The sequence below is a fragment of the Parasedimentitalea marina genome (genome assembly GCF_004006175.1).
Classification (GTDB): Bacteria; Pseudomonadota; Alphaproteobacteria; order Rhodobacterales; family Rhodobacteraceae; genus Parasedimentitalea; species Parasedimentitalea marina.
In genome coordinates, this window is the sequence record NZ_CP033219.1 from 3,803,387 (window position 1) to 3,823,391 (window position 20,005).

The window sequence follows — 20,005 nt, forward strand, 5'->3', positions numbered from 1 at the left end:
CATAAACCAAGGGTAATCCGGCATATTGCCGGCCCTTTCGGCATCTCGTCAGGAGAATTTAAAATGAAAATGACCACCGAAGAAGCCTTTGTAAAAACACTGCAAATGCACGGTATTGAGCATGCTTTTGGCATCATCGGATCAGCCATGATGCCGATCTCCGATATCTTTGAGCCTGCTGGCATCACGTTCTGGGACTGTGCCCACGAAGGGTCCGGCGGCATGATGGCCGACGGTTACACCCGTGCCACCGGAAAAATGTCGATGATGATCGCGCAAAACGGCCCCGGCATCACCAACTTTGTCACTGCTGTAAAAACAGCCTACTGGAACCACACCCCGCTGCTGCTGGTTACTCCGCAGGCTGCGAACAAGACCATGGGTCAGGGCGGTTTCCAGGAAATGGAACAGATGAACGCCTTTGCTGATTGCGTCTGCTATCAGGAAGAAGTGCGCGACCCGACCCGTATGGCCGAAGTTCTGAGCCGCGTCATCATGCAGGCCAAGCGTCACAGCGCCCCGGCCCAGATCAACGTACCACGTGACTATTTCACCCAAGTGGTTGACATCGACCTGCCTGCTATCGTCGATTTTGAGCGCCCCGCAGGCGGAGCAGAAGCACTGGAACAGGCCGCTGAGCTGCTGTCGAGTGCCAAATTCCCCGTCATTCTGAACGGCGCTGGCGTTGTCATCGGTGGCGCAATCCCGGCTTCTATCGCTTTGGCTGAACGTCTGGACGCCCCGGTTTGCTGTGGCTACCAACACAACGACGCCTTCCCCGGTTCGCACCCGCTGCACGCAGGTCCTTTGGGTTATAACGGCTCCAAGGCCGCAATGGAGCTGATCTCGAAAGCTGACGTTGTACTGGCTTTGGGCACCCGCCTGAACCCGTTCTCGACCCTGCCCGGCTATGGCATCGATTACTGGCCGACAGAGGCGAAAATCATCCAGGTCGACATCAACCCTGACCGTATTGGCCTGACCAAGAAAGTCACCGTTGGTATCATTGGCGATGCAAAATCCGTGGCTGACACCATCCTCTCTAAACTGGCTGACACCGCCGGAGACGAAGGCCGCACCGCGCGCAAGGATCTGATTGCCACCACCAAATCGGCATGGGCCCAAGAACTGTCATCGATGGACAGCGAGCAGGACGATCCTGGTACCACCTGGAACCAGCGCGCCCGCGCCGCTAAGCCAGACTGGCTGAGCCCACGCCGCGCCTGGCGTGCCATTCAGGCCGCTCTGCCTGAAAATGCGATCATCTCGTCTGACATCGGCAACAACTGTGCCATCGGTAACGCCTATCCTTCATTCGAAGAAGGCCGTAAGTACTTGGCACCAGGCCTGTTCGGCCCCTGTGGCTATGGTCTGCCAGCGGTTGTTGGTGCGAAAATCGGTCGCCCTGACGTTCCGGTTGTTGGTTTTTCGGGTGACGGCGCATTTGGTATCGCCGTGACCGAGCTGACCGCCATTGGTCGCGAAGAATGGCCGGGTGTAACCCAGGTTGTGTTCCGCAACTACCAGTGGGGTGCTGAAAAGCGCAACTCGACCCTGTGGTTCGACGACAACTTTGTCGGCACCGAGCTGGACACCAAAGTGTCTTATGCCGGTATCGCCAATGCCTGTGGTCTGAAAGGCGTTGTAGCGCGCACCATGGACGAGCTGACCGACGCACTGCGTCAGGCCTGTGAAGATCAGAAACAGGGTATCACCACCCTGATCGAAGCAATGATCAACCAGGAACTGGGCGAACCATTCCGCCGTGACGCGATGAAGAACCCAGTTGAAGTTGCTGGGATCAGCGCCGCCGACATGCGCCCTCAGAAAGGCGCCTAAAGTGACTGGGGACAAGGATCAAAGCCTGGGCAACCAACAGCTGATCCTTGTCCTCAACGCGGGGTCATCCTCGATTAAATTTGCCGTATTCGACAAAGCCTTGTCCGAGGTGCTGTCGGGTATGGCCGAAGGTATTGGTGGCGCCTCACGACTTAAGGTCGGCGCCACCGAGATTGAAACACCCTTCATCGATCATCGCTCGGCGCTATCGGCCATTCTGAAACTGCTGCCCAAACATGGCATTGCCCTGACCGACCTGCGCGCCGCAGGGCACCGGGTGGTGCATGGTGGCAGCAAGCTGACCGCGCCTGTGCGGGTAACGCCTGAGGTCCGCGCCGAAATCTCCAGTTGCACGCCACTGGCACCGCTGCACAACCCTCATAATCTGGCGGCTATCGATACGCTGGCCGAACTCACGCCGGACCTGCCGCAGTTCGCCAGCTTTGACACCTCGTTCCACGCCAGTAACCCCGAGGTCGCAACCCGCTATGCGATCCCCAAGATGATCGAGACCAAGGGCATTCGGCGCTACGGGTTTCACGGGCTGTCCTATTCATCGCTGGTGCGCCGCCTGCCCGAGATCTCGGGCGAGAAGCTGCCCTCGCGCCTGCTGGCGTTTCACCTGGGCAACGGTGCTTCGCTTTGTGCTATCAAGAACGGGCGGTCGGTTGCCACCACTATGGGCTATTCGCCACTGGATGGGCTGACCATGGGCACGCGTTCAGGTGGGATCGACGCCAATGCGGTGCTGCGTCTGGTTGAAGACAACGGGTTAGAGCGCACAAAAGCGATCCTGAACCACGAAAGCGGATTGCTGGGGCTGTCGGGTGGTAAATCGGACATGCGCAACCTGATGCTGGACCCCAGCGCCGACAGCGCCTTTGCCATCGAACACTTCTGCTACTGGTCGCTGCGCCACGCCGGATCGCTGATTGCCGCAATGGAGGGGGTGGATGCCATCGCCTTTACTGGCGGCATTGGAGAGAACGCGGTGGGCGTGCGTGCGCGCATTCTGCGCGGTCTGGAATGGATTGGGGTGCGAATGGATGTGGATGCCAACCACGCCCGCAAGGCCCAGCTGCACGCCGCCAGCTCCAAGGTGCACATCTGGATGGTCCCGGCCGAAGAGGAACGGATGATCGCCATCGACGCGGCCGCGTTGCTGGAGGCGGTATGAGTGCCTCCGACTGTGATCAGGCCTGCGCTGCCGTCAACACGGCGGCGGCTACGATATCCTCGACCGAGGCGCCACGGCTTAGGTCGCAAACAGGGCGTGCAAACCCCTGCAGGAAGGGGCCCAGCGCCTGTGCGCCACCCAGTTCCTGGCACAGCTTATATGCAATATTACCCGCATCCAGTGAGGGAAAGATCAGCACATTAGCGTCCAAGGGCGTGATCCCTTTCTTGCCTGCGACCACGCTGTTCAGGGCTGCGTCGGCCTGGACCGGTCCGGCGAACCCGGCCTGCTCTGCGGCCTCACGCACCCGCGTCACGCTGTCGCCATCTCCTGAGGTGCCGGTGGAAAACGACAACATCGCCACCCGCGCAACCCCCAAAAGCGATTCGGCCGAGGTGGCCGAGGCCCGCGCGATATCCGCAAGTTGCGCTGCATCAGGGGCCACATTTACAGCGCAATCGGCAAATACCATCTCGCGGCCATCCGGGAATACCATCAGGAAAAACGACGACGGTATCGACACCCCCGAAGACAGTCCGATGCCAATACTTGCCGCCTCGATCACCCGGCGTGTCGGCACATCGGCCCCCGCCACCATCGCATCGGCCTCACCTGTCGCGACCATAGCAGCAGCCCGGTATAAGGGCTTGGAAATCATACGTTTTGCGATCGATTCCTTTAGCCCGCGCGCTTCGACCAAAGCCGCAACATGGGCCTCGGACGGGGCAGACAGTGGCAAGGGGTCACACAGGCCTTCGGCTTTCAACCGGACTGCGGCCTCTGCCACGCGGGGGTCTTCCATTTCCGGAAACACCACCCGAGCAGACCGCGATTTTGCGACTGCATATGCATTTTCAAGTACAGACATCAATTACTCCCTAGTCATGGGAAGGAGCCAGCAATGAGCGAAAACGTCAAGATCAACCGTGGTCTCAAAGGAGTTTACTTTGAGCGGTCCGGTGTCAGTGACATCGACGGCAGCAAAGGCGAGCTGAGCTATCGTGGCTATTCGATCCATGATCTGGCCACGAAATCCACATTCGAAGAAGTCTGTTATCTGCTGATCCACGGAGAGCTTCCAACCGCCGCCGAACTGGCCGGGTTTGATGCCCAGTTGAAATCAGCGCGTAGCCTGCCAGCTGCGATCTATGACATCATATCCGCCTGCAAAGATGGCCACCCGATGGACGTGCTGCGCACCGCTGTTTCAGCACTGGCCGCGATGGAGCCAGACAGTCAGACCGTCGGTGAGGAGGCCTTTGTTGCCAATGGTATCCGCCTGACCAGCCAGGTGCCGATGATCATCGCCGCCCACGAGGCCATTCGCAACGGTCGCACCCCTGTGGCTGCCGATCCCGCACTCAGCCACGCCGCCAACTGGCTGTGGATGCTGAAAGGCACCAAACCCAGCGCCGAGGCCGCACGGCTGGCCGATGTTGATTTCATCCTGCACGCCGAACATGGGGCCAATGCCTCTAGCTTTGCCGCGCGGGTCTGTATCGGCACCGAGGCCAACCTGCACGGCGGCATCGTCACTGCGCTGTCGACCCTTGCCGGTCCGGCCCACGGGGGCGCCGCCGAAGATGTCATGAAGATGGTGCAAGAGATCGGCACTCCGGAAAACGCCGCCGCCTATGTCAAAGAGAAGCGCGGCAACCGCGAAGCCGTCACTGGTTTTGGTCACCGCGTCTATCGCAAAGAAGATCCCCGCGCACGCCACATGCGCGAAGGTGTCCGCCAGCTGGGCGAAGAAATGGGCGCTCCGGAATGGTACGCGATCCTTCAGGGTGTTGTTGACGCGATGAAACCCTATGCGCGCCATGGTCTGAATGTGAACGTCGATTTCTATTCTGGGGTGATTTACCAACTTCACGGCATTCCGATGGACCTCTACGTGCCGATCTTTGCCATCGGCCGCATGCCCGGCTGGATCATCCAGTGCATCGAGCAGCAGCGCGGCAATATCCTGATCCGCCCGCTGACCTTGTACAACGGCCCAGAGCCGCGGGATTACACAGCCCTTGGGGACAGATGATCGAAAACCAGCTGCGGGATCGGGAAATAAATCCAAATCCGGTCCGCATGAAAGAAAATTCTTGCGCATCCCCGAGGATCGCAGCAGCGTGCACTGACGCGAACAACAAGGAATACCATGGCTCATTCTCAGCCCCAGCTTGATACCTCGCCGCATGTTTCGGACGAGATCCGCAAGACAACCTGCTACATGTGCGCCTGTCGCTGTGGCATCAATGTGCACATGAAGGACGGCAAAGTTGCCTATATCGAGGGCAACCGCGATCACCCGGTCAACAAAGGCGTGCTTTGCGCCAAAGGCTCGGCCGGCATCATGCAGGTCAACGCGCCCTCACGGCTTAAGTCACCGCTGAAACGAGTGGGCCCGCGCGGTTCCGGTGAATTCGTCGAAATTTCCTGGGATGAGGCGATCAGCACTGCCGTTGGCTGGCTGAACGAGCTGCACGAGACCGCACCGCACAAGCTGGCGTTTTTCACCGGCCGCGATCAATCGCAAAGCTTCACCTCGTTCTGGGCACAAAACTTTGGCACCCCCAACTACGCGGCGCATGGTGGCTTTTGCTCGGTCAATATGGCGGCGGCTGGTATCTACACAATGGGCGGTGCATTTTGGGAGTTCGGCCAACCCGACTGGGACCACACCAAGCTGTTCATGATGTTCGGCGTGGCCGAAGATCACGACAGCAACCCGATTAAGGCCGGTCTGGGCAAGATTAAAGCGCGCGGCGCCAAGGTGATTGGCGTCAACCCGATCCGCTCGGGCTATAACGCCATTGCCGACGAATGGGTCGGCATCACACCGGGCACCGACGGGTTATTCATCCTGTCACTGATCCACGTGCTTATGAAAGCGGGTAAGATTGATCTGGACTACCTGAGCCGCTATACCAATGCGCCAGTGCTGGTAAATGCCGCTGAAGGCCCGGAACAGGGTCTGTTTTTGCGCGACGCCGACGGCAAACCGCTGGTCATAGATCGCAAAACCGGCGACCTTACCGCCTTTGATAAACCCGGCGTGCGGCCAGATTTGTCCGCCACTTACGAAAAAGACGGCATCACCCACCGCCCGGTGTTCCACCAAATGGCCGACCGCTACCTCAGCGACGACTACGCCCCCGAGGCAGTGGCCGAACGCTGCGGCATCCCGGCCCAACGCATCCGCGCCATTGGCGCCGAAATCGCCCGCGTCGCCTTTGACGAGGCGATCGAACTGGATCTGGAGTGGACCGATTTTCGCGGCGAGGTCCACAAGAAAATGACAGGCCGCCCGGTCAGCTTCCACGCCATGCGCGGTATCTCGGCCCATGCCAACGGCTTCCAGACTTGCCGCGCGTTGCATGTGCTGCAGATCCTGCTGGGCACCGTCGAGGTCCCCGGTGGTTTCCGCTTCAAACCGCCCTATCCCAAACCCGCCGAGGCCCACCCCGCGCCGCATTGTAACGGCCGTCCCGGACAACCGCTCGACGGGCCACACTTGGGCTTTGTCCAGGGGCCCGAACATCTGGCGCTAAAGGACGACGGCAGTCCGGCCCGGATTGACAAGGCCTTCACCTGGGAAAACCCGATGTCCAGCCATGGGCTGATGCATATGGTGATCTCAAACGCCTATGCGGGCGATCCCTACAGGATCAACACCCTGTTCATGTATATGGCCAACATGTCGTGGAACTCGTCGATGAACACCACCGGCGTGATGGAGATGCTGTCGGCGCGCAATGACGATGGCGGTTATGTCATCCCGCACATCATCTATTCCGACGCCTATAACTCGGAAATGGTCAGCTACGCCGACCTGATCCTGCCCGACACCACCTATCTGGAGCGCCACGACTGCATCTCGCTGCTGGACCGGCCAATCTGCGAGGCCGATGCCGCCGCAGACGCCATCCGCTGGCCGGTGATCGAACCCGACCGCGACGTGCGCGGCTTTCAGTCAGTTCTTGTCGAACTGGCGAACCGCATGCAACTGCCCGGATTCACTCACGCAGACGGCAGCCCCAAATGGAAAGACTACGCCGATTACATCGTCAACCACGAGCGCAAGCCAGGCATCGGCCCATTGGCAGGCTTTCGCGGGGCAGATGGCGACAAGGTCGGCCGCGGCGAGGTCAACCCCGAGCAATTGGACAAATACATCGAAAACGGCGGCTTCTTCGTCGAACACATCCCGACCGAAGCCAGCTATTACAAACCCTGGAACACCGCCTATCAGGACTGGGCGGTGGGCATGGGCATTTTTGATAGCCCGCAGCCCTATCTGTTCCAGCTCTATGTGGAACCCATGCGCAAGTTCCAGCTGGCCGCCGAAGGCCACGGCGACCGTCAACCGCCGGATCACCTGCGCCCGCAGATCAAACACACAATGGACCCGCTTCCAATCTGGTATGAAACCGACCAACAGGGCAACGAAGGCTATACCATCAATGCGCTGACCCAGCGACCCATGGCCATGTACCACTCCTGGGGCGGCCAGAACGCCTGGCTGCGTCAGTTGCACGGCCGCAACCCGCTCTATGCGCCAACCAAACTAATGCGCGACAACGGCTTACAAGATGGCGATTGGGCCAAGGTCTCATCGCCGCACGGTGAAATCACCGTACCGGTGATGGAGATGGCAGCGCTGAACGACAACACCGTCTGGACCTGGAACGCCATCGGCAAACGCAAAGGCACCTGGGCCCTGGACGAAGACGCCCCCGAGGCCACCAAGGGTTTCCTGCTCAACCACCTGATCCATGAATTGCTACCGCCAAAAGGTGATGGCATGCGCTGGTCAAACTCGGACCCAATCACCGGTCAGGCCGCCTGGTTCGACCTGAAGGTAAAACTGGAAAAAGCCGCTGCGCCTGACGATCTGGAGCAAAGCAAACCGGACATCCCTCCGCTGAAATCCCCGATCGACTCTGGCCCCAATGAGCTGAAGTGGAAGGTTGGCAAATGATCCCCCTGCTTCATCTGGCTAAAAATATCCCGGGGTCTGGGGCAGCGCCCCAGCTCCGCCGCCACCTCCAGCGCGGAGACCTGCTGACATGACCGAACTCCCCCTCGCCACCACCCGCAAAATGGGTCTGGTCATCGACCTGGACACCTGCGTCGGCTGCCATGCCTGTGTGATATCCTGCAAGGGCTGGAACACCGAAAACTACGGCGCTCCGCTTAGCGATCAGGACCCCTACGGCGGCGATCCGTCAGGCACCTTCCTGAACCGGGTGCACTCGTTTGAGGTACAGCCGCCGGCCTGCGATTCCCAACCTGCCCCTGCCGCACAGCTGGTCCACTTCCCCAAATCCTGCCTGCATTGCGAGGACGCGCCCTGCGTCACCGTCTGTCCCACCGGCGCCAGCTACAAACGGGTCGAGGACGGCATCGTCCTGGTCAACGAAAGCGATTGTATCGGCTGCGGGCTCTGCGCCTGGTCCTGCCCCTACGGCGCCCGCGAGCTGGATCTGGCCGCAGGTGTGATGAAAAAATGCACCCTCTGCGTCGACCGGATCTATAACGACAACCTCCCCGAGGAAGACCGCATTCCATCTTGTGTGCGCACTTGCCCATCAGGCGCGCGGCACTTTGGCGATCTTGGCGATCCCGAAAGCGATGTGTCCAAACTGGTCGCCGAACGCGAAGGTTTTGATCTGATGCCGGAAATGGGCACCAAACCCGTCAACAAATACCTGCCACCGCGCCCCAAGGACCAGATTGAAGATCAAATCGACATCCTCGCCCCCCTCTTGGCCCCGGTCGCCGAACAGGGCGATGGTTTCCTGGGCTGGCTGGACAAGGCCCTCGACAAACTTCCCGGAGGAGCAAACTGATGCATCCTGCACCTTCTGTTATTCTCTTCACCACCCTGTCCGGGTTTGGCTTTGGCCTGCTGTTCTTCCTTGGCCTTGGCCTGCCCGATGTATCGGGGGGAGTTGCCTTTGTGTTCTTTGCCATCGCCTATGCGCTGGCGGTGGGCGGATTGCTGGCCTCGACCTTTCACCTTGGCCACCCCGAGCGCGCCATGAAGGCGTTCAGTCAGTGGAAAACCAGCTGGCTCAGCCGCGAAGGCTGCTGCGCGGTGGCGGCCCTGCTGGTGATGGGGCTCTATGCCATCGGTCCGGTGTTCTTGAATACGGTCTGGCCGGTGATCGGGTTGATCGGCGCTGGCCTTAGCCTGGCGACGGTCTTCACCACCTCGATGATCTACACCCAGCTGAAAACGATCCCGCGCTGGAACATACCGCTGACCCCAGCCCTGTTCCTTGGCTACGCACTTGCGGGCGGCGCCTTGTTGGCGGGTCAGGAAACACTGGCAACAGCTTTGCTGATCATCGCGGGCGCCATTCAGCTGGCTTATTGGGCCAAAGGCGATCAGGCCTTTGCCGCCTCGGGGACCTCGCTTGGCACCGCAACGGGTCTTGGCGATCGCGGCACTGTTCGCGCGTTTGAGCCACCACATACTGGAACCAACTACCTGCTGCGTGAATTCGTGCATGTGGTGGGGCGCAAGCACAGCCAAAAACTGCGCATCATTGGGTTTGCCCTTGGGTTTGCCCTGCCACTATTGCTACTGGTGCTGCCCTTCGATGGCTTGGTGCTAAAGCACATAATGGCGCTTGTTGCGGTACTGTCCCATCTGGCCGGTGTCGCCTGCACCCGCTGGCTGTTCTTTGCCGAGGCCGAGCATGTGGTCGGTCTGTACTACGGCAAACGTTGAAAACGGTCTAAGAACCGCAATCAAAATGCAAGGGCCGTGTGAAATACACGGCCCTTAGTTATTGAATTACGAGGTAAATTCGTAGGCGCGTTCACCATGTTCTTCAAGATCCAGACCATTGACTTCCATCTCTTCCGAGACCCGGAAGCTCGTGATGAGTGAGCAGAGTTTCACCAGCACGACGGTCACAACCAGCGTATACAGTCCGACAATCGCCAGTCCGCCCAGTTGCGCAACCCATGACCCTTCACCCAATACGGCGATCATGATGATACCAAAGATGCCACCAACTCCGTGCACTGCGAACACATCCAAGGTGTCGTCAATTTTGACGCCGTTGCGAATGAAATTCACGGCTTCCTGACACAAGATACCAGCGATGCCACCAATGATCATGGCCTCTACTGGGCCGACAAAGCCCGAGGCGGGTGTAATCGACGCCAGACCGGCGATCGTCCCGGTCACCAGCCCTACCAGGCTTGCCTTGCCATATTTGATACGCTCCCACAGGGCCCAGCTCAGCGAGGCCGCTGCGGCAGAGATATGTGTGACCGTGATGGCCATAGCCGCACCGCCATCTGCCGCCAGTTGCGATCCGCCGTTAAACCCGAACCAACCGACCCAGAGCATGCCCGCGCCAATCATCACAAAGGGCGGCGAATGCGGTGGTTTGTTGGACACTTTGCGCGCCCCCAGCATAACCGCCAGAACCAGCGCCGCGATGCCAGCCGTTTCATGCACAACAATACCGCCCGCGAAATCCTTGACGCCGACGTCGCCGAAAAGGCCACCGTCTGCCATAAAGCCACCGCCCCAGATCCAATGCACCACCGGCGCATAGCACAACAGCATCCAAAGGCCCGAGAACAACAGAACAAAGCCAAAGTGGATGCGTTCCACATAGGCGCCGACAATCAGGGCCGGCGTGATGATCGCAAAGGTCATCTGGAAGGCAAAGAACAATATCTCAGGCAGGGTACCCGTCAGGCTGTCGGCTGTCACACCGTCGAGGAACATCTTGCCAAGACCACCCCAATAGGCGTTGCCATCGCCAAAGGCGATTGTATAGCCAAAGGCGAACCACAGCAGGCTCATCAAACAGGCAATTGCATAGCAATGCATGAATACGCTCAGCACATTGCGCGCCCGCACAAGGCCGCCATAAAAAAGCGCAAGCCCGGGCAGTGTCATAAATAACACCAACGCGGTTGCGACCATAATCCAAGCGGTATCTGCCCCGTTCATATCTCTCTCCATTCGCGGTTGGTTGGCAACGTTCATGCGATCAAGCGTTTTGGTCGCGCAAAAGAAAGAGACGTCATCGCAATAGAGGGGTTAAAATAACCGCAGTTCGGGAACTGATCCTAATTTGTGCGAAAAACTCGAGGAACGCCCAAAAATGCACCGCATTGCGAAGGCGGCCCAAACAGCGGCAAAACCGCATGAAGGTTAGCGTTCCGGGTACAATTGGCTTTGCAGACTGGCGACGAAAGGTCCGCCACGCGTGCGATCAAACCGGACAAAAAAGGCGGCGCTCCGAATGGAGGCCGCCTTGATCGTAAAGATGTGTGTGTCTTACAACAGGCCGGCGTATGCCATGGCCGCATCAATTGCAGTTTTGGTGCTGTCCTGCAGTCCTGTCAGTGGCGAGCGGACTTCGGGACGGCACAGGCCCAGTTTGCTGAGACCATATTTGGCGCCAACCAGACCGGGTTCGATAAAGATCGCCTCGTGCAGGGGCATCAACCTGTCCTGATATTCCAGCGCCAGTGCGTAATCACCGGCCAGCGTGGCGGCCTGGAACTCAGCGCAGAGTTTTGGCGCGACGTTGGCCGTCACCGAAATACAGCCGATACCACCATGGGCGTTAAAGCCCAGTGCAGTGGCGTCTTCACCGGACAATTGCACAAAATCGGCACCGCAGGTCATACGCTGCTGGCTCACCCGGGCGATATCACCGGTAGCGTCTTTGACGCCGATGATGTTTGGCAGTTTGGCCAGCTCACCCATGGTTTCGGGCGTCATGTCGACAATCGAACGGCCAGGGATGTTGTAGATCACAATTGGCAGATCCGCACAGTCATGTGCCGCGGTGAAGTGGGCCACCAAACCGCGCTGCGTCGGCTTGTTGTAGTAGGGCGTCACCACCAGGGCCGCAGCCGCACCGGCTTGCTTAGCGAATTCAACAAAACGAATCGTCTCAACCGTGTTGTTGGACCCAGCACCGGCAATCACCGGCACCCGGCCAGCGGCTGCCTTTACGACCTCTGCAATCACAGCTTCGTGCTCGTCATGGGTCAACGTGGGGCTTTCGCCGGTGGTGCCAACAGGGACCAAACCGGTTGATCCCTCGCTGATATGCCATTCCACAAGGTGTTTGAGTGCATCCAGATCCAACTCGCCGTTGTTAAACGGTGTGACGAGGGCTGGCATAGAGCCTTTGAACATGGACACGCTCCCTTAGCTGTGCTTCTCAGGCGGGCAAAGCCCCGCCGACGTGGTGGACTGCCGATAAATTGAGTTGAACCCGGCATGTCACAGATTATCGTCAATGGCTCTAGCCTTGGTTCATTGGGAAATGCAAGTGATGACACGCATTCTGATCTTTCTAGCACTGTTTTCTGCCCTCTGGACCAACTCTGCTCTTGCCCAACAGGGTCAACAGCTGGGTGCGGCATTGGATTTGATGCGTTCCGAAAAATGGAGTCAGGCGGCAACCACGGCTGCAAAGTCGGGCGATGTGGCCGCTGATGTGATCGAATGGCACCGGTTGCGCGAAGGCATGGGATCGGCGGATGACGCGCTGGCCTTTCTGCAACGGCGCCCGGATTGGCCGGGTCTGGCCTACCTGCGCCGCAAAAGCGAACCCGCCGTTGCAGCCGCAGGGACTGATACTATTTTGAAGTTCTACGCCACCGAGTCTCCTCAGACAGCCGAAGGCGTTCTTAGCTTTGCCAAAGCCCTGATTGCCACAGGGAAACGAGGTGACGGTGAGGCGAATCTTGTGGTCGCATGGCGGACCATGGCAATGGGATCCGGATTGCAGGCCGCTTACCTAAAGGACTATTCAACGCTGCTAAAACCCCATCACGCCGCGCGTTTGGATCGGCTATTGTGGGACAAGCATCTGGTCAGCTCTAAACGAATGTTGTCGCTGGTCCCTGATGGGGATCGCAAGCTGGCCGAGGCCCGCATCGCCCTGAAGGAAAAGGCTGCAGGCGTCGATGCCAAGATAGAGGCCATCCCGGAAGACCTGCGCAACGCGCCGGGACTGGCACATGACCGGTTTAACTGGCGCGACCGCAAAAAACGGCGCGAAGACGCCATCAAACTGATGCTGGAACGCAGCGCCAGTGCCTCGGGCTTGGGTGAGCCCGAGCAATGGGCCCGGCGGCGGCGGGATCTGGCCCGTCAGGACATGCGTGACGGCAATCATCAGCGGGCCTACCAACTGGCCGCACGGCATTTCACCACACCAGAGGCCGGTTATAATTACTCGGATCTGGAATGGCTGGCCGGCTATATTGCTCTGCAAAAGCTGAACGACCCGGCCTCGGCCGTGCAACATTTTCTGAGGTTCCTGGATTCTATAGAGACCCCGATTTCGATTGGCCGCGGCGGCTATTGGCTGGGCCGTGCCTATGCCGCACAGGGTGAGCCAGACAAAGCCCACGAGGCCTATGCGCTGGGGGCCAATTATCAGACTTCGTTTTATGGATTACTGGCCGCCGAACAGATCGGCCGCGGCTTTAACCCAGCGTTGGAAAATCCGCCTGTAGTGCCGTCGTGGGAACAAGCGGGTTTTGCCAAGTCTACAGTAACCAAGGCCGCGCTGATGATGATCGACACTGGCGAGCTGGATCTGGCCGAACGGTTCCTGACCCATCTGGTCGAGGGCCTGGACGAGGTTCAGGCACGACAATTGGGTTTGATGGCGGTTGAGATGGACCAGTCGCATCTTGCCGTGATGATCGCCAAACGCGCAGCACGTCAAAGTATGGAACTGCATGGCGCTTATTTCCCTTTGCATCCGGTGGCAAAGCAACCGCTGCCTATGGCCATGGACATGGTGCTGGCAATTTCAAGACGCGAGAGCGAGTTTGACCATGTGGTCATCAGCGGTGCAGGGGCGCGCGGATTGATGCAGGTGATGCCGGCCACCGCGAAACTGGTCGCAGGTGAGCTGGGCATCCTGGCCAAGCACGCCACTTCGCGGCTGACCGCTGAATGGGACTATAACGCCAAACTAGGGGCCAACTATCTGGCCGGGCTGGCGGGCAGTTTCAATGGCAACGTAGTGATGATGGCCGCAGGCTATAACGCCGGGCCCAGACGCCCCATCGCCTGGATGGAACGCTATGGCGACCCGCGTGACGGCACTCCGGATATCGTGGACTGGATCGAGCACATCCCCTTTAACGAAACCCGCAATTATGTGATGCGCGTCACCGAAAGCCTGCCGGTTTACCGCGCCCGGCTGGGCAAAACGCCTCTGCCCATCCCGTTTTCACAGGAGCTCTCAGGGTCAACCCTTAGCTCGTTCGCGCCATAAGGTGAACAGGCCCGCCGCCATGATGATCGCGGCCCCTATGACCACGTTGTCGCGGATCACTTCTCCAAAGACCCAGACTCCTAGGAATGCGGCCCAAATCAAGTGGAAATAGGCAAAGGGCTGCACGGCGCTGGCCTCGGCCACCTCATAGCATTTAATCAGCAACCAATGACCGGCTACGCCTGAAACGCAGAGCAAACCCATCCACAGCCAATCGCGGCCCACCATCGGCTCCCAAAACCACATGCCTACAGCTGTCAATACAACGGCTCCGGCGATACCTGTCCAAAAGAAGCTGGTGGCCGTGCTGTCACGGCGGGCTGCATAGCGGGTCAGCAAGCCATAGACCGCGAACATCAGCGCCGAGACGAACGGGATCACCGCCGCCGGATTGAAAACCCCTGCCCCTGGCTGCAGAATGATCATTACCCCGATCAAGCCCAGCCCAATCGCCATCCAGCGGCGCCAGCCGACGCTCTCGCCCAGCACCGGACCGCTCAGCGCCGCCACCAGCAGCGGGTAACAGATGAACACCGCCTGACTTTCGATCAGACCTAAGATCGTGAACCCATAAACCGCCACCACGATTTCACCCGCCAGCAGCACGCCGCGCAGGATCTGCAGGCCCAGCTGATCGGTGCGGGCTGTTGCGCGCACGCCACCCGGTGCACGCATCGCCAGAAACACCACGAAGGCCGCAAAGAACCAGTAGCGCACCATCACTACCATATAGGTGTTATAGGTACCGGCCAGATGCCGCGAGATACCGTCCTGCAGGGCAAACACCACCGTCGCCCCAATCATCAGCATCACACCCAGCGATACATTGTTGGTCTGGCGCTGTGCTTTAGCTGCTGTAGCCGTCGTCGTCATGGCATCTGTGCCCTTGTCATATGTCGCTTACGCCCAAAACCGGGCACGCGGGTTACCTCGAATCCTGCGTCCTCTAACCCACGCCGCACAAATCCTGCGGCGGTATAGGTCGCGGCACAGCCCCCTGACCTGGTATGGCGCCCCACCTGGGCCATCAGATCGGCCTGCCACAGCTCGGGGTTTTTCGCCGGAGAGAACCCGTCCAGAAACCAGGCATCTGCCTGGCCTGTCCACTCTGGCAGCGACCTTCGGGCGTCGCCTATGATCACCTCTAGCTGCAACGTGCCCAAATCGCAGGTCCCGCCGCCCTGCCAATGGGGCAGGAACCGGGCGGCCCAGGGGGCAATGTCGGGAAACGCCTCCAGTGCATGGGCCATGTCTTCGGGTGCCATCGGAAAGGCCTCGAAGCTGGTAAAACGCAGGGGCGTGGTCATCCCCGCCTGTTCCCAGGCTTTCCAGGCCGTCAACGCCGACAACCCGGTGCCAAAGCCCAGTTCGGCGATCTGAAACCCTAGCGCGAACCGCGCGGGCAGATCGTTGCCCGCCAAAAACACATGCTCGCCCTCGGCCAAGCCGCCCTGCAGCGAAAAATAGGGATCATCAAACTGGTCGGACACCGGAATGGTGCCGTCACGCCAGCTCAGGCGCGCCTGCTGGTCTGCCATGAAAATATCCCTTAGATGGTGATTTGAAACGGCGCGACACTGGCGAAAGGATAGGCAAATGGCAATGGCTGACATAACGGTGCGTGGCGCGGGCGCCTTTGGGCTGACAATCGCCTGGGTCTGTGCCCAGCGCGGCGCCAAGGTGCAGGTGATCGACCCCTACGGCGCGGGTTCGGGCTCCAGTGGCGGGTTGGTCGGTGCTCTTGCCCCCCATGTGCCGGAAAAGTGGAACCCCAAGAAAGCCTTTCAGCTGAGCAGCTTGCTGATGGCGGAAAAGTTCTGGTCCGAGGTTGAAACCACTGGCGGCGTCTCCCCCGGATATGGTCGCACTGGCCGTTTGCAGCCGATCAAGGATGAAAAGGCCCTGGCATTTGCCCACAGGCGCGCTGAAACCGCGCGCACCCTGTGGCAAGGTGAGGCCGAGTGGACCGTCTGCAAGGTGTCCGACTTGGGCCCCTGGTGCCCCTCTAGCCCCACTGGATACATCATCCATGATACGCTGGCTGCGCGAATGTCACCGCGCCACGCCAGCGCCAGCCTGATTGCAGCACTTGCGGTGATGGGTATCAAGGTGGTGGCTGAGGCCCCGGATCAGGGACAGGTGGTCCATGCCAAAGGCATTGCTGGCCTGCTGGAACTGAACGCCGAGTTGGGCAAGCCAGTGGGCAGCGGCGTCAAAGGTCAATCCGCCGTATTGCGCTTTAATGCCGGCGAAGCACCGCAGATTCTGGCCGACAATCTTTACATGATCCCGCATGCTGAGGGGACATTGGCCATCGGATCGACCAGTGAGCGCCTGTTCGATGCCCCAGATGAGACCGACGACAAGCTGGAAGACGTGATCGAGCGTGTCCGCGCCATTATGCCGGTTTTGCATGGGGCCGAGGTCATCGACCGCTGGGCGGGCGTGCGTCCTCGCGCCAAATCCCGCTGCCCCATGCTGGGAGAATACCCAGGTCGCCCCGGCCATTTCATCGCCAACGGAGGCTTCAAGATCGGTTTTGGCATGGCCCCCAAAGTGGCACATGTGATGGCAGATCTGCTATTGGATGGCGTAGATACCATCCCCCGGGGGTTTCGGGTCGAGGATAATCTTTAGGCGAACTGTTTTGCCCTAAATCTCGGCGCGCAGCTTTTGCATTAACGCCGCAAGCGTCGTCACATGCGCGTCACTGGTCAGATGACCACTCTCGTCAAACTGGCTGCCAGACCCGCCCAAATGCAGTTTTGGCTCATCCAGGACCCTGGGCCTGAATGACACCAGAAACGTCCGCAGAATCTCTTGCGCCTTGGCCCCGCCTGCCGCACCTGCCGCCGCTGACATCACTGCCACTGGTTTGTCCGCAAAGGGGCGGCCTTCGGTTCGGCTGACCCAGTCGAGCGCGTTTTTCAACACTCCGGATGGGGCTCCGTTATATTCCGGAGTAGAGATCAGAACGGCATCCGCCGCCGTGATCTGATCTGCCAGAACCTGAACCGCCGCCGGAACGCCATCGCGCGTCTCGACGTCGCCATCATAGAGCGGCAGATCCAGGTCAGCCACAACATGAGTGGCATCGCCAAACAGCCGTACGGCCTCTAGCAGAAGTTTGCGGTTGGTGGCATCACGGCGCAACGAGCCGGACAGTGTCAAAAGCACAGGCGTTGGCATAAAGGCATCCTTTGTTCATAAGAGAAAGCTTGCCCCAACACTTACGCGTTGATGGCAATTGCAAAAGCCCAAACACTGCGCACCTTATGTGCGCGGCTGCAAAATCCGGTCGCAATAGCACGCCTGCAAGACGGGTTGCCCTTAGCTAGATTGTGGTTTCACCACTATCTCAACCCGACGGTTCTGTGCCTTGCCTTCCGGTGTCAGATTGCTGGCAACGGGCTGGTCTTCGCCCTCTCCCGTCGTCTGCACCCGATTATAGGGCACGCCGCCAGCCTGAATCTGATCGGCAACTGCGTCCGCACGCTTGACGGAAAGGCCTTGATTATAGCTGGCATCACCATCGCTGTCGGTGTGACCAATCACTTGAACTGAACTATCCGGATAGCGCAGCAGACTGTCGGCGATTTTCTGCAGATCGGACTGCACTGCCGAACTGATGGCATAGCTGTCACTGGCAAACGTTAGATCATTGGGCAAAGAGACAATCAGCCGATCGCCGGTATTGACGATTGTGATACCGTCATTGGCCAGCTGCTGACGTAGTTCAGCCGCTTGCTGATCCAGGCCGTGCCCAATCGCGCCGCCTGCGGCTGCTCCCAGGACCGCGCCACCGATTACCGCAGCACCTTTATTACTGCTGTTGGACAAGGCGCCAACGCTGGCCCCCAGAATACCGCCAATGATTGCACCGCTTTTGGTGTTCTGATTGGGGTCGCCGTTATAATTGTCTATCAGTGTCGCATTGGTACAGGCGCCCAGGCCCAGTGCAGCAACCAACACGGTTGCAGTCGAGAATTTCAGCATGGTCATGGTATTGCCTTTTCTGCTCGGAACCGCGCCTGCCGCGCGTCTTTTGCGGCAATGTATCATGCTTGTGGGGTCAAGGCTCAACCCCAGCCCCCTGCAGATCGGCAATTCCCCGCGCACAAACCGTCATTCAAGGCGGAAACGCGCCTTAAGCGTCGCTGCGCTCTTCACTGCGCGCCGCCTCGAACGCCAGCATGGCGCGTTTCACTGGCAGCCCCCAGTGATACCCCCCCAAGGCACCAGATTTACGCAAAGCCCGGTGGCACGGGATCAACCAAGACACCGGATTGCGGCCCACAGCGGTGCCAACCGCCCGCTGAGCACGGGGCGCGCCAATCGACTGGGCGATTTCGGAATAGGTTGAAACATGCCCCGAGGGAATACGCAGCAGGGCCTCCCAGACTTTGATCTGTAACGGCGCACCAATCATATGCAGGGCAGTTTCACCGCGTTGATCAAAGGCCGCCGTCACCAAGGGCCGCAGCATCATTGGATCCTCAATGAAAGTGGCCTTGGGCCAGCGGGACTGCATATCGGCCATGGTTGCCTCGGTGCCGGTTTCGGCAGCAAAGGCCATACCGCAGATGCCCTTGGCCGTGCCCATGGCCAAGGCCAACCCAAAGGGGCTGTCGAACCAGCCCCAGGAAATCTGCATCTCTGCACCCTTGCGGGCATATTCACCCGGGCTCATCGCCTCCCAACGCAGAAAGAGGTCGTGCAGACGTCCGGTTCCAGACAGTCCAACCGCATGCGCTGTGCCTAGCGTGGTGAAATTACCGTGCAACAAGGATTTGGCATGACCCAACCGCAAGTACTGCTGATAGCGTTTCGGCGAAACCCCAACCCAGGCCGAGAACAGCCGCTGAAAGTGAGCCGGACTCATGCCCATCTTTTTAGCCAGGTCCTCGAGCGACAGATCCTCGCCGCCCTCATCGATCAGTTCAATCGCCCGGCGCATGACACCATAGTGATAGCTTTTCTCATTGGCCTGAGTGTTCATCAGCACGTCTCCTGTCGTCGTCTGATGTCAGATTAGGGAATAACCTGCGCACAAACGACCCGAAACCTGCGCCTTGTGTTGGTTAAAGTGGTGTTTCCCAGCGTCTTCATCCGCAACATCAGCCAATAGGTTCTTCCAGACCTTGGAACACGTGCGGCATCGGCCAGGAACGGCAAATTAAGGGGCTCGCTGCGTCGAATACCAACGACCGCAGTGCGGGACTTAGCGAATTTTGGGTATGCACATTACTATGCCAAGGCTATCACAACCGCCAAAGCCTCGCCATTTAGTGGTCTGGCACCATGCCCTTTTCCGGTGACGTCTTCCATTAGCAGGCGATCGCCTGCTCTAAAGGTTCTGGTCTCGCCGATGCTTGTCCAACCTTCGACCACTCCTTCCAATACGACGAACAATTGTCTGCGCGGGGATGGATGAGCCGCATCCTCCCAGTCTTTCGGAAAGCGAAGCCAGAAATACCGAGTTGCGTCAGTCGATTCTGAGAGGTCCAATGCCGGAGCTGGTGGAGCGTATTGTATTGACGACATGTCAATCTCAATATCCTCAAAATGACTTTCTCCACGGTCATCTGAAAAAAGACGGGTGCATTTGATAGGGCTCGGCATGATATCCCAACAAAGTTGTTATAAATGTGTGGCTAGGAGTGTGGAAGAGCGCGTAGGTAGCGTCAATCCCACGCTTAGAGCA

General features: G+C 59.1%; 16 protein-coding genes. 8 read left to right on the forward strand and 8 right to left on the reverse strand.

Going from position 1 to position 20,005, the window contains the following annotated elements; genetic code table 11:
- The first annotated feature begins 63 nt into the window (after positions 1-63).
- Positions 64-1,839: a sulfoacetaldehyde acetyltransferase gene (xsc, locus tag EBB79_RS18290; protein ID WP_127750263.1), complete on the forward strand. Its 1,776-nt coding sequence runs from the start codon at positions 64-66 to the stop codon at positions 1,837-1,839.
- A 1-nt stretch (position 1,840) separates the two neighbouring features.
- Positions 1,841-3,016, forward strand: a complete 1,176-nt coding sequence (locus EBB79_RS18295) for an acetate/propionate family kinase (RefSeq protein WP_238704947.1) — start codon at positions 1,841-1,843, stop codon at positions 3,014-3,016.
- A 16-nt stretch (positions 3,017-3,032) separates the two neighbouring features.
- On the opposite strand, the gene EBB79_RS18300 is transcribed toward EBB79_RS18295, so the two are convergent.
- Positions 3,033-3,884 carry a phosphate acyltransferase gene (locus EBB79_RS18300; protein WP_127750264.1) on the reverse strand — a complete coding sequence of 284 codons (852 nt, stop codon included), beginning with the start codon at positions 3,882-3,884 and terminating at the stop codon, positions 3,033-3,035.
- A gap of 33 nt (positions 3,885-3,917) precedes the next feature.
- Between EBB79_RS18300 and EBB79_RS18305 the strand changes: the two genes are divergently transcribed.
- The 4 genes from EBB79_RS18305 (at position 3,918) to EBB79_RS18320 (ending at position 9,749) form a co-directional block, all read left to right on the forward strand.
- Entirely contained in the window at positions 3,918-5,051 is a 1,134-nt protein-coding gene (locus EBB79_RS18305; RefSeq protein WP_127750265.1) for a citrate synthase, read from the forward strand.
- Between the two features lie 117 nt (positions 5,052-5,168).
- The gene (locus EBB79_RS18310; RefSeq protein WP_127750266.1) at positions 5,169-7,991 is read left to right on the forward strand and encodes a molybdopterin oxidoreductase family protein; all 2,823 of its coding nucleotides are present in this window, start codon (positions 5,169-5,171) and stop codon (positions 7,989-7,991) included.
- Between the two features lie 88 nt (positions 7,992-8,079).
- A complete protein-coding gene (locus EBB79_RS18315; RefSeq protein WP_127750267.1) occupies positions 8,080-8,862 on the forward strand; it encodes a 4Fe-4S dicluster domain-containing protein in 783 nt (260 codons plus the stop codon).
- The gene (locus tag EBB79_RS18320) at positions 8,862-9,749 is read left to right on the forward strand and encodes a dimethyl sulfoxide reductase anchor subunit family protein (RefSeq protein ID WP_127750268.1); all 888 of its coding nucleotides are present in this window, start codon (positions 8,862-8,864) and stop codon (positions 9,747-9,749) included. The genes EBB79_RS18315 and EBB79_RS18320 overlap by 1 nt, the downstream gene beginning before the upstream one ends.
- 66 nt (positions 9,750-9,815) lie before the next feature.
- Here the strand turns inward: EBB79_RS18320 and EBB79_RS18325 are convergent, their stop codons facing one another.
- The gene (locus EBB79_RS18325; RefSeq protein WP_127750269.1) at positions 9,816-10,994 is read right to left on the reverse strand and encodes an ammonium transporter; all 1,179 of its coding nucleotides are present in this window, start codon (positions 10,992-10,994) and stop codon (positions 9,816-9,818) included.
- A 330-nt stretch (positions 10,995-11,324) separates the two neighbouring features.
- Positions 11,325-12,197: a 4-hydroxy-tetrahydrodipicolinate synthase gene (gene dapA / locus EBB79_RS18330; RefSeq protein ID WP_127750270.1), complete on the reverse strand. Its 873-nt coding sequence runs from the start codon at positions 12,195-12,197 to the stop codon at positions 11,325-11,327.
- Positions 12,198-12,336: 139 nt separating this feature from the next.
- Between dapA and EBB79_RS18335 the strand changes: the two genes are divergently transcribed.
- On the forward strand, positions 12,337-14,301 hold the full coding sequence (locus EBB79_RS18335) for a lytic transglycosylase domain-containing protein (RefSeq protein ID WP_127750271.1): 1,965 nt from the start codon (positions 12,337-12,339) through the stop codon (positions 14,299-14,301).
- On the opposite strand, the gene EBB79_RS18340 is transcribed toward EBB79_RS18335, so the two are convergent.
- Together EBB79_RS18340 and mnmC2 are read right to left on the reverse strand one after the other, a co-directional pair.
- Positions 14,275-15,174 (reverse strand): DMT family transporter, encoded by a 900-nt coding sequence (locus EBB79_RS18340; RefSeq protein ID WP_127750272.1) that lies wholly within the window; start codon positions 15,172-15,174, stop codon positions 14,275-14,277. The genes EBB79_RS18335 and EBB79_RS18340 overlap by 27 nt on opposite strands.
- A complete protein-coding gene (gene mnmC2, locus EBB79_RS18345) occupies positions 15,171-15,839 on the reverse strand; it encodes a tRNA (5-methylaminomethyl-2-thiouridine)(34)-methyltransferase MnmC2 (RefSeq protein ID WP_127750273.1) in 669 nt (222 codons plus the stop codon). The genes EBB79_RS18340 and mnmC2 overlap by 4 nt, the downstream gene beginning before the upstream one ends.
- Before the next feature lie 58 nt (positions 15,840-15,897).
- Between mnmC2 and EBB79_RS18350 the strand changes: the two genes are divergently transcribed.
- On the forward strand, positions 15,898-16,938 hold the full coding sequence (locus EBB79_RS18350; RefSeq protein ID WP_127750274.1) for an NAD(P)/FAD-dependent oxidoreductase: 1,041 nt from the start codon (positions 15,898-15,900) through the stop codon (positions 16,936-16,938).
- A 15-nt stretch (positions 16,939-16,953) separates the two neighbouring features.
- On the opposite strand, the gene EBB79_RS18355 is transcribed toward EBB79_RS18350, so the two are convergent.
- The 3 genes from EBB79_RS18355 to EBB79_RS18365 all read right to left on the reverse strand — a co-directional run bounded on the left by EBB79_RS18355 (position 16,954) and on the right by EBB79_RS18365 (position 19,300).
- The gene (locus EBB79_RS18355; RefSeq protein WP_127750275.1) at positions 16,954-17,490 is read right to left on the reverse strand and encodes an NADPH-dependent FMN reductase; all 537 of its coding nucleotides are present in this window, start codon (positions 17,488-17,490) and stop codon (positions 16,954-16,956) included.
- A 141-nt stretch (positions 17,491-17,631) separates the two neighbouring features.
- Positions 17,632-18,303, reverse strand: coding sequence for a YiaD family glycine zipper/OmpA-like lipoprotein (locus tag EBB79_RS18360; protein ID WP_127750276.1), 672 nt, complete (start codon positions 18,301-18,303; stop codon positions 17,632-17,634).
- A 145-nt stretch (positions 18,304-18,448) separates the two neighbouring features.
- Positions 18,449-19,300, reverse strand: coding sequence for a methylated-DNA--[protein]-cysteine S-methyltransferase (locus EBB79_RS18365; protein ID WP_127750277.1), 852 nt, complete (start codon positions 19,298-19,300; stop codon positions 18,449-18,451).
- Positions 19,301-20,005: the final 705 nt, after the last annotated feature.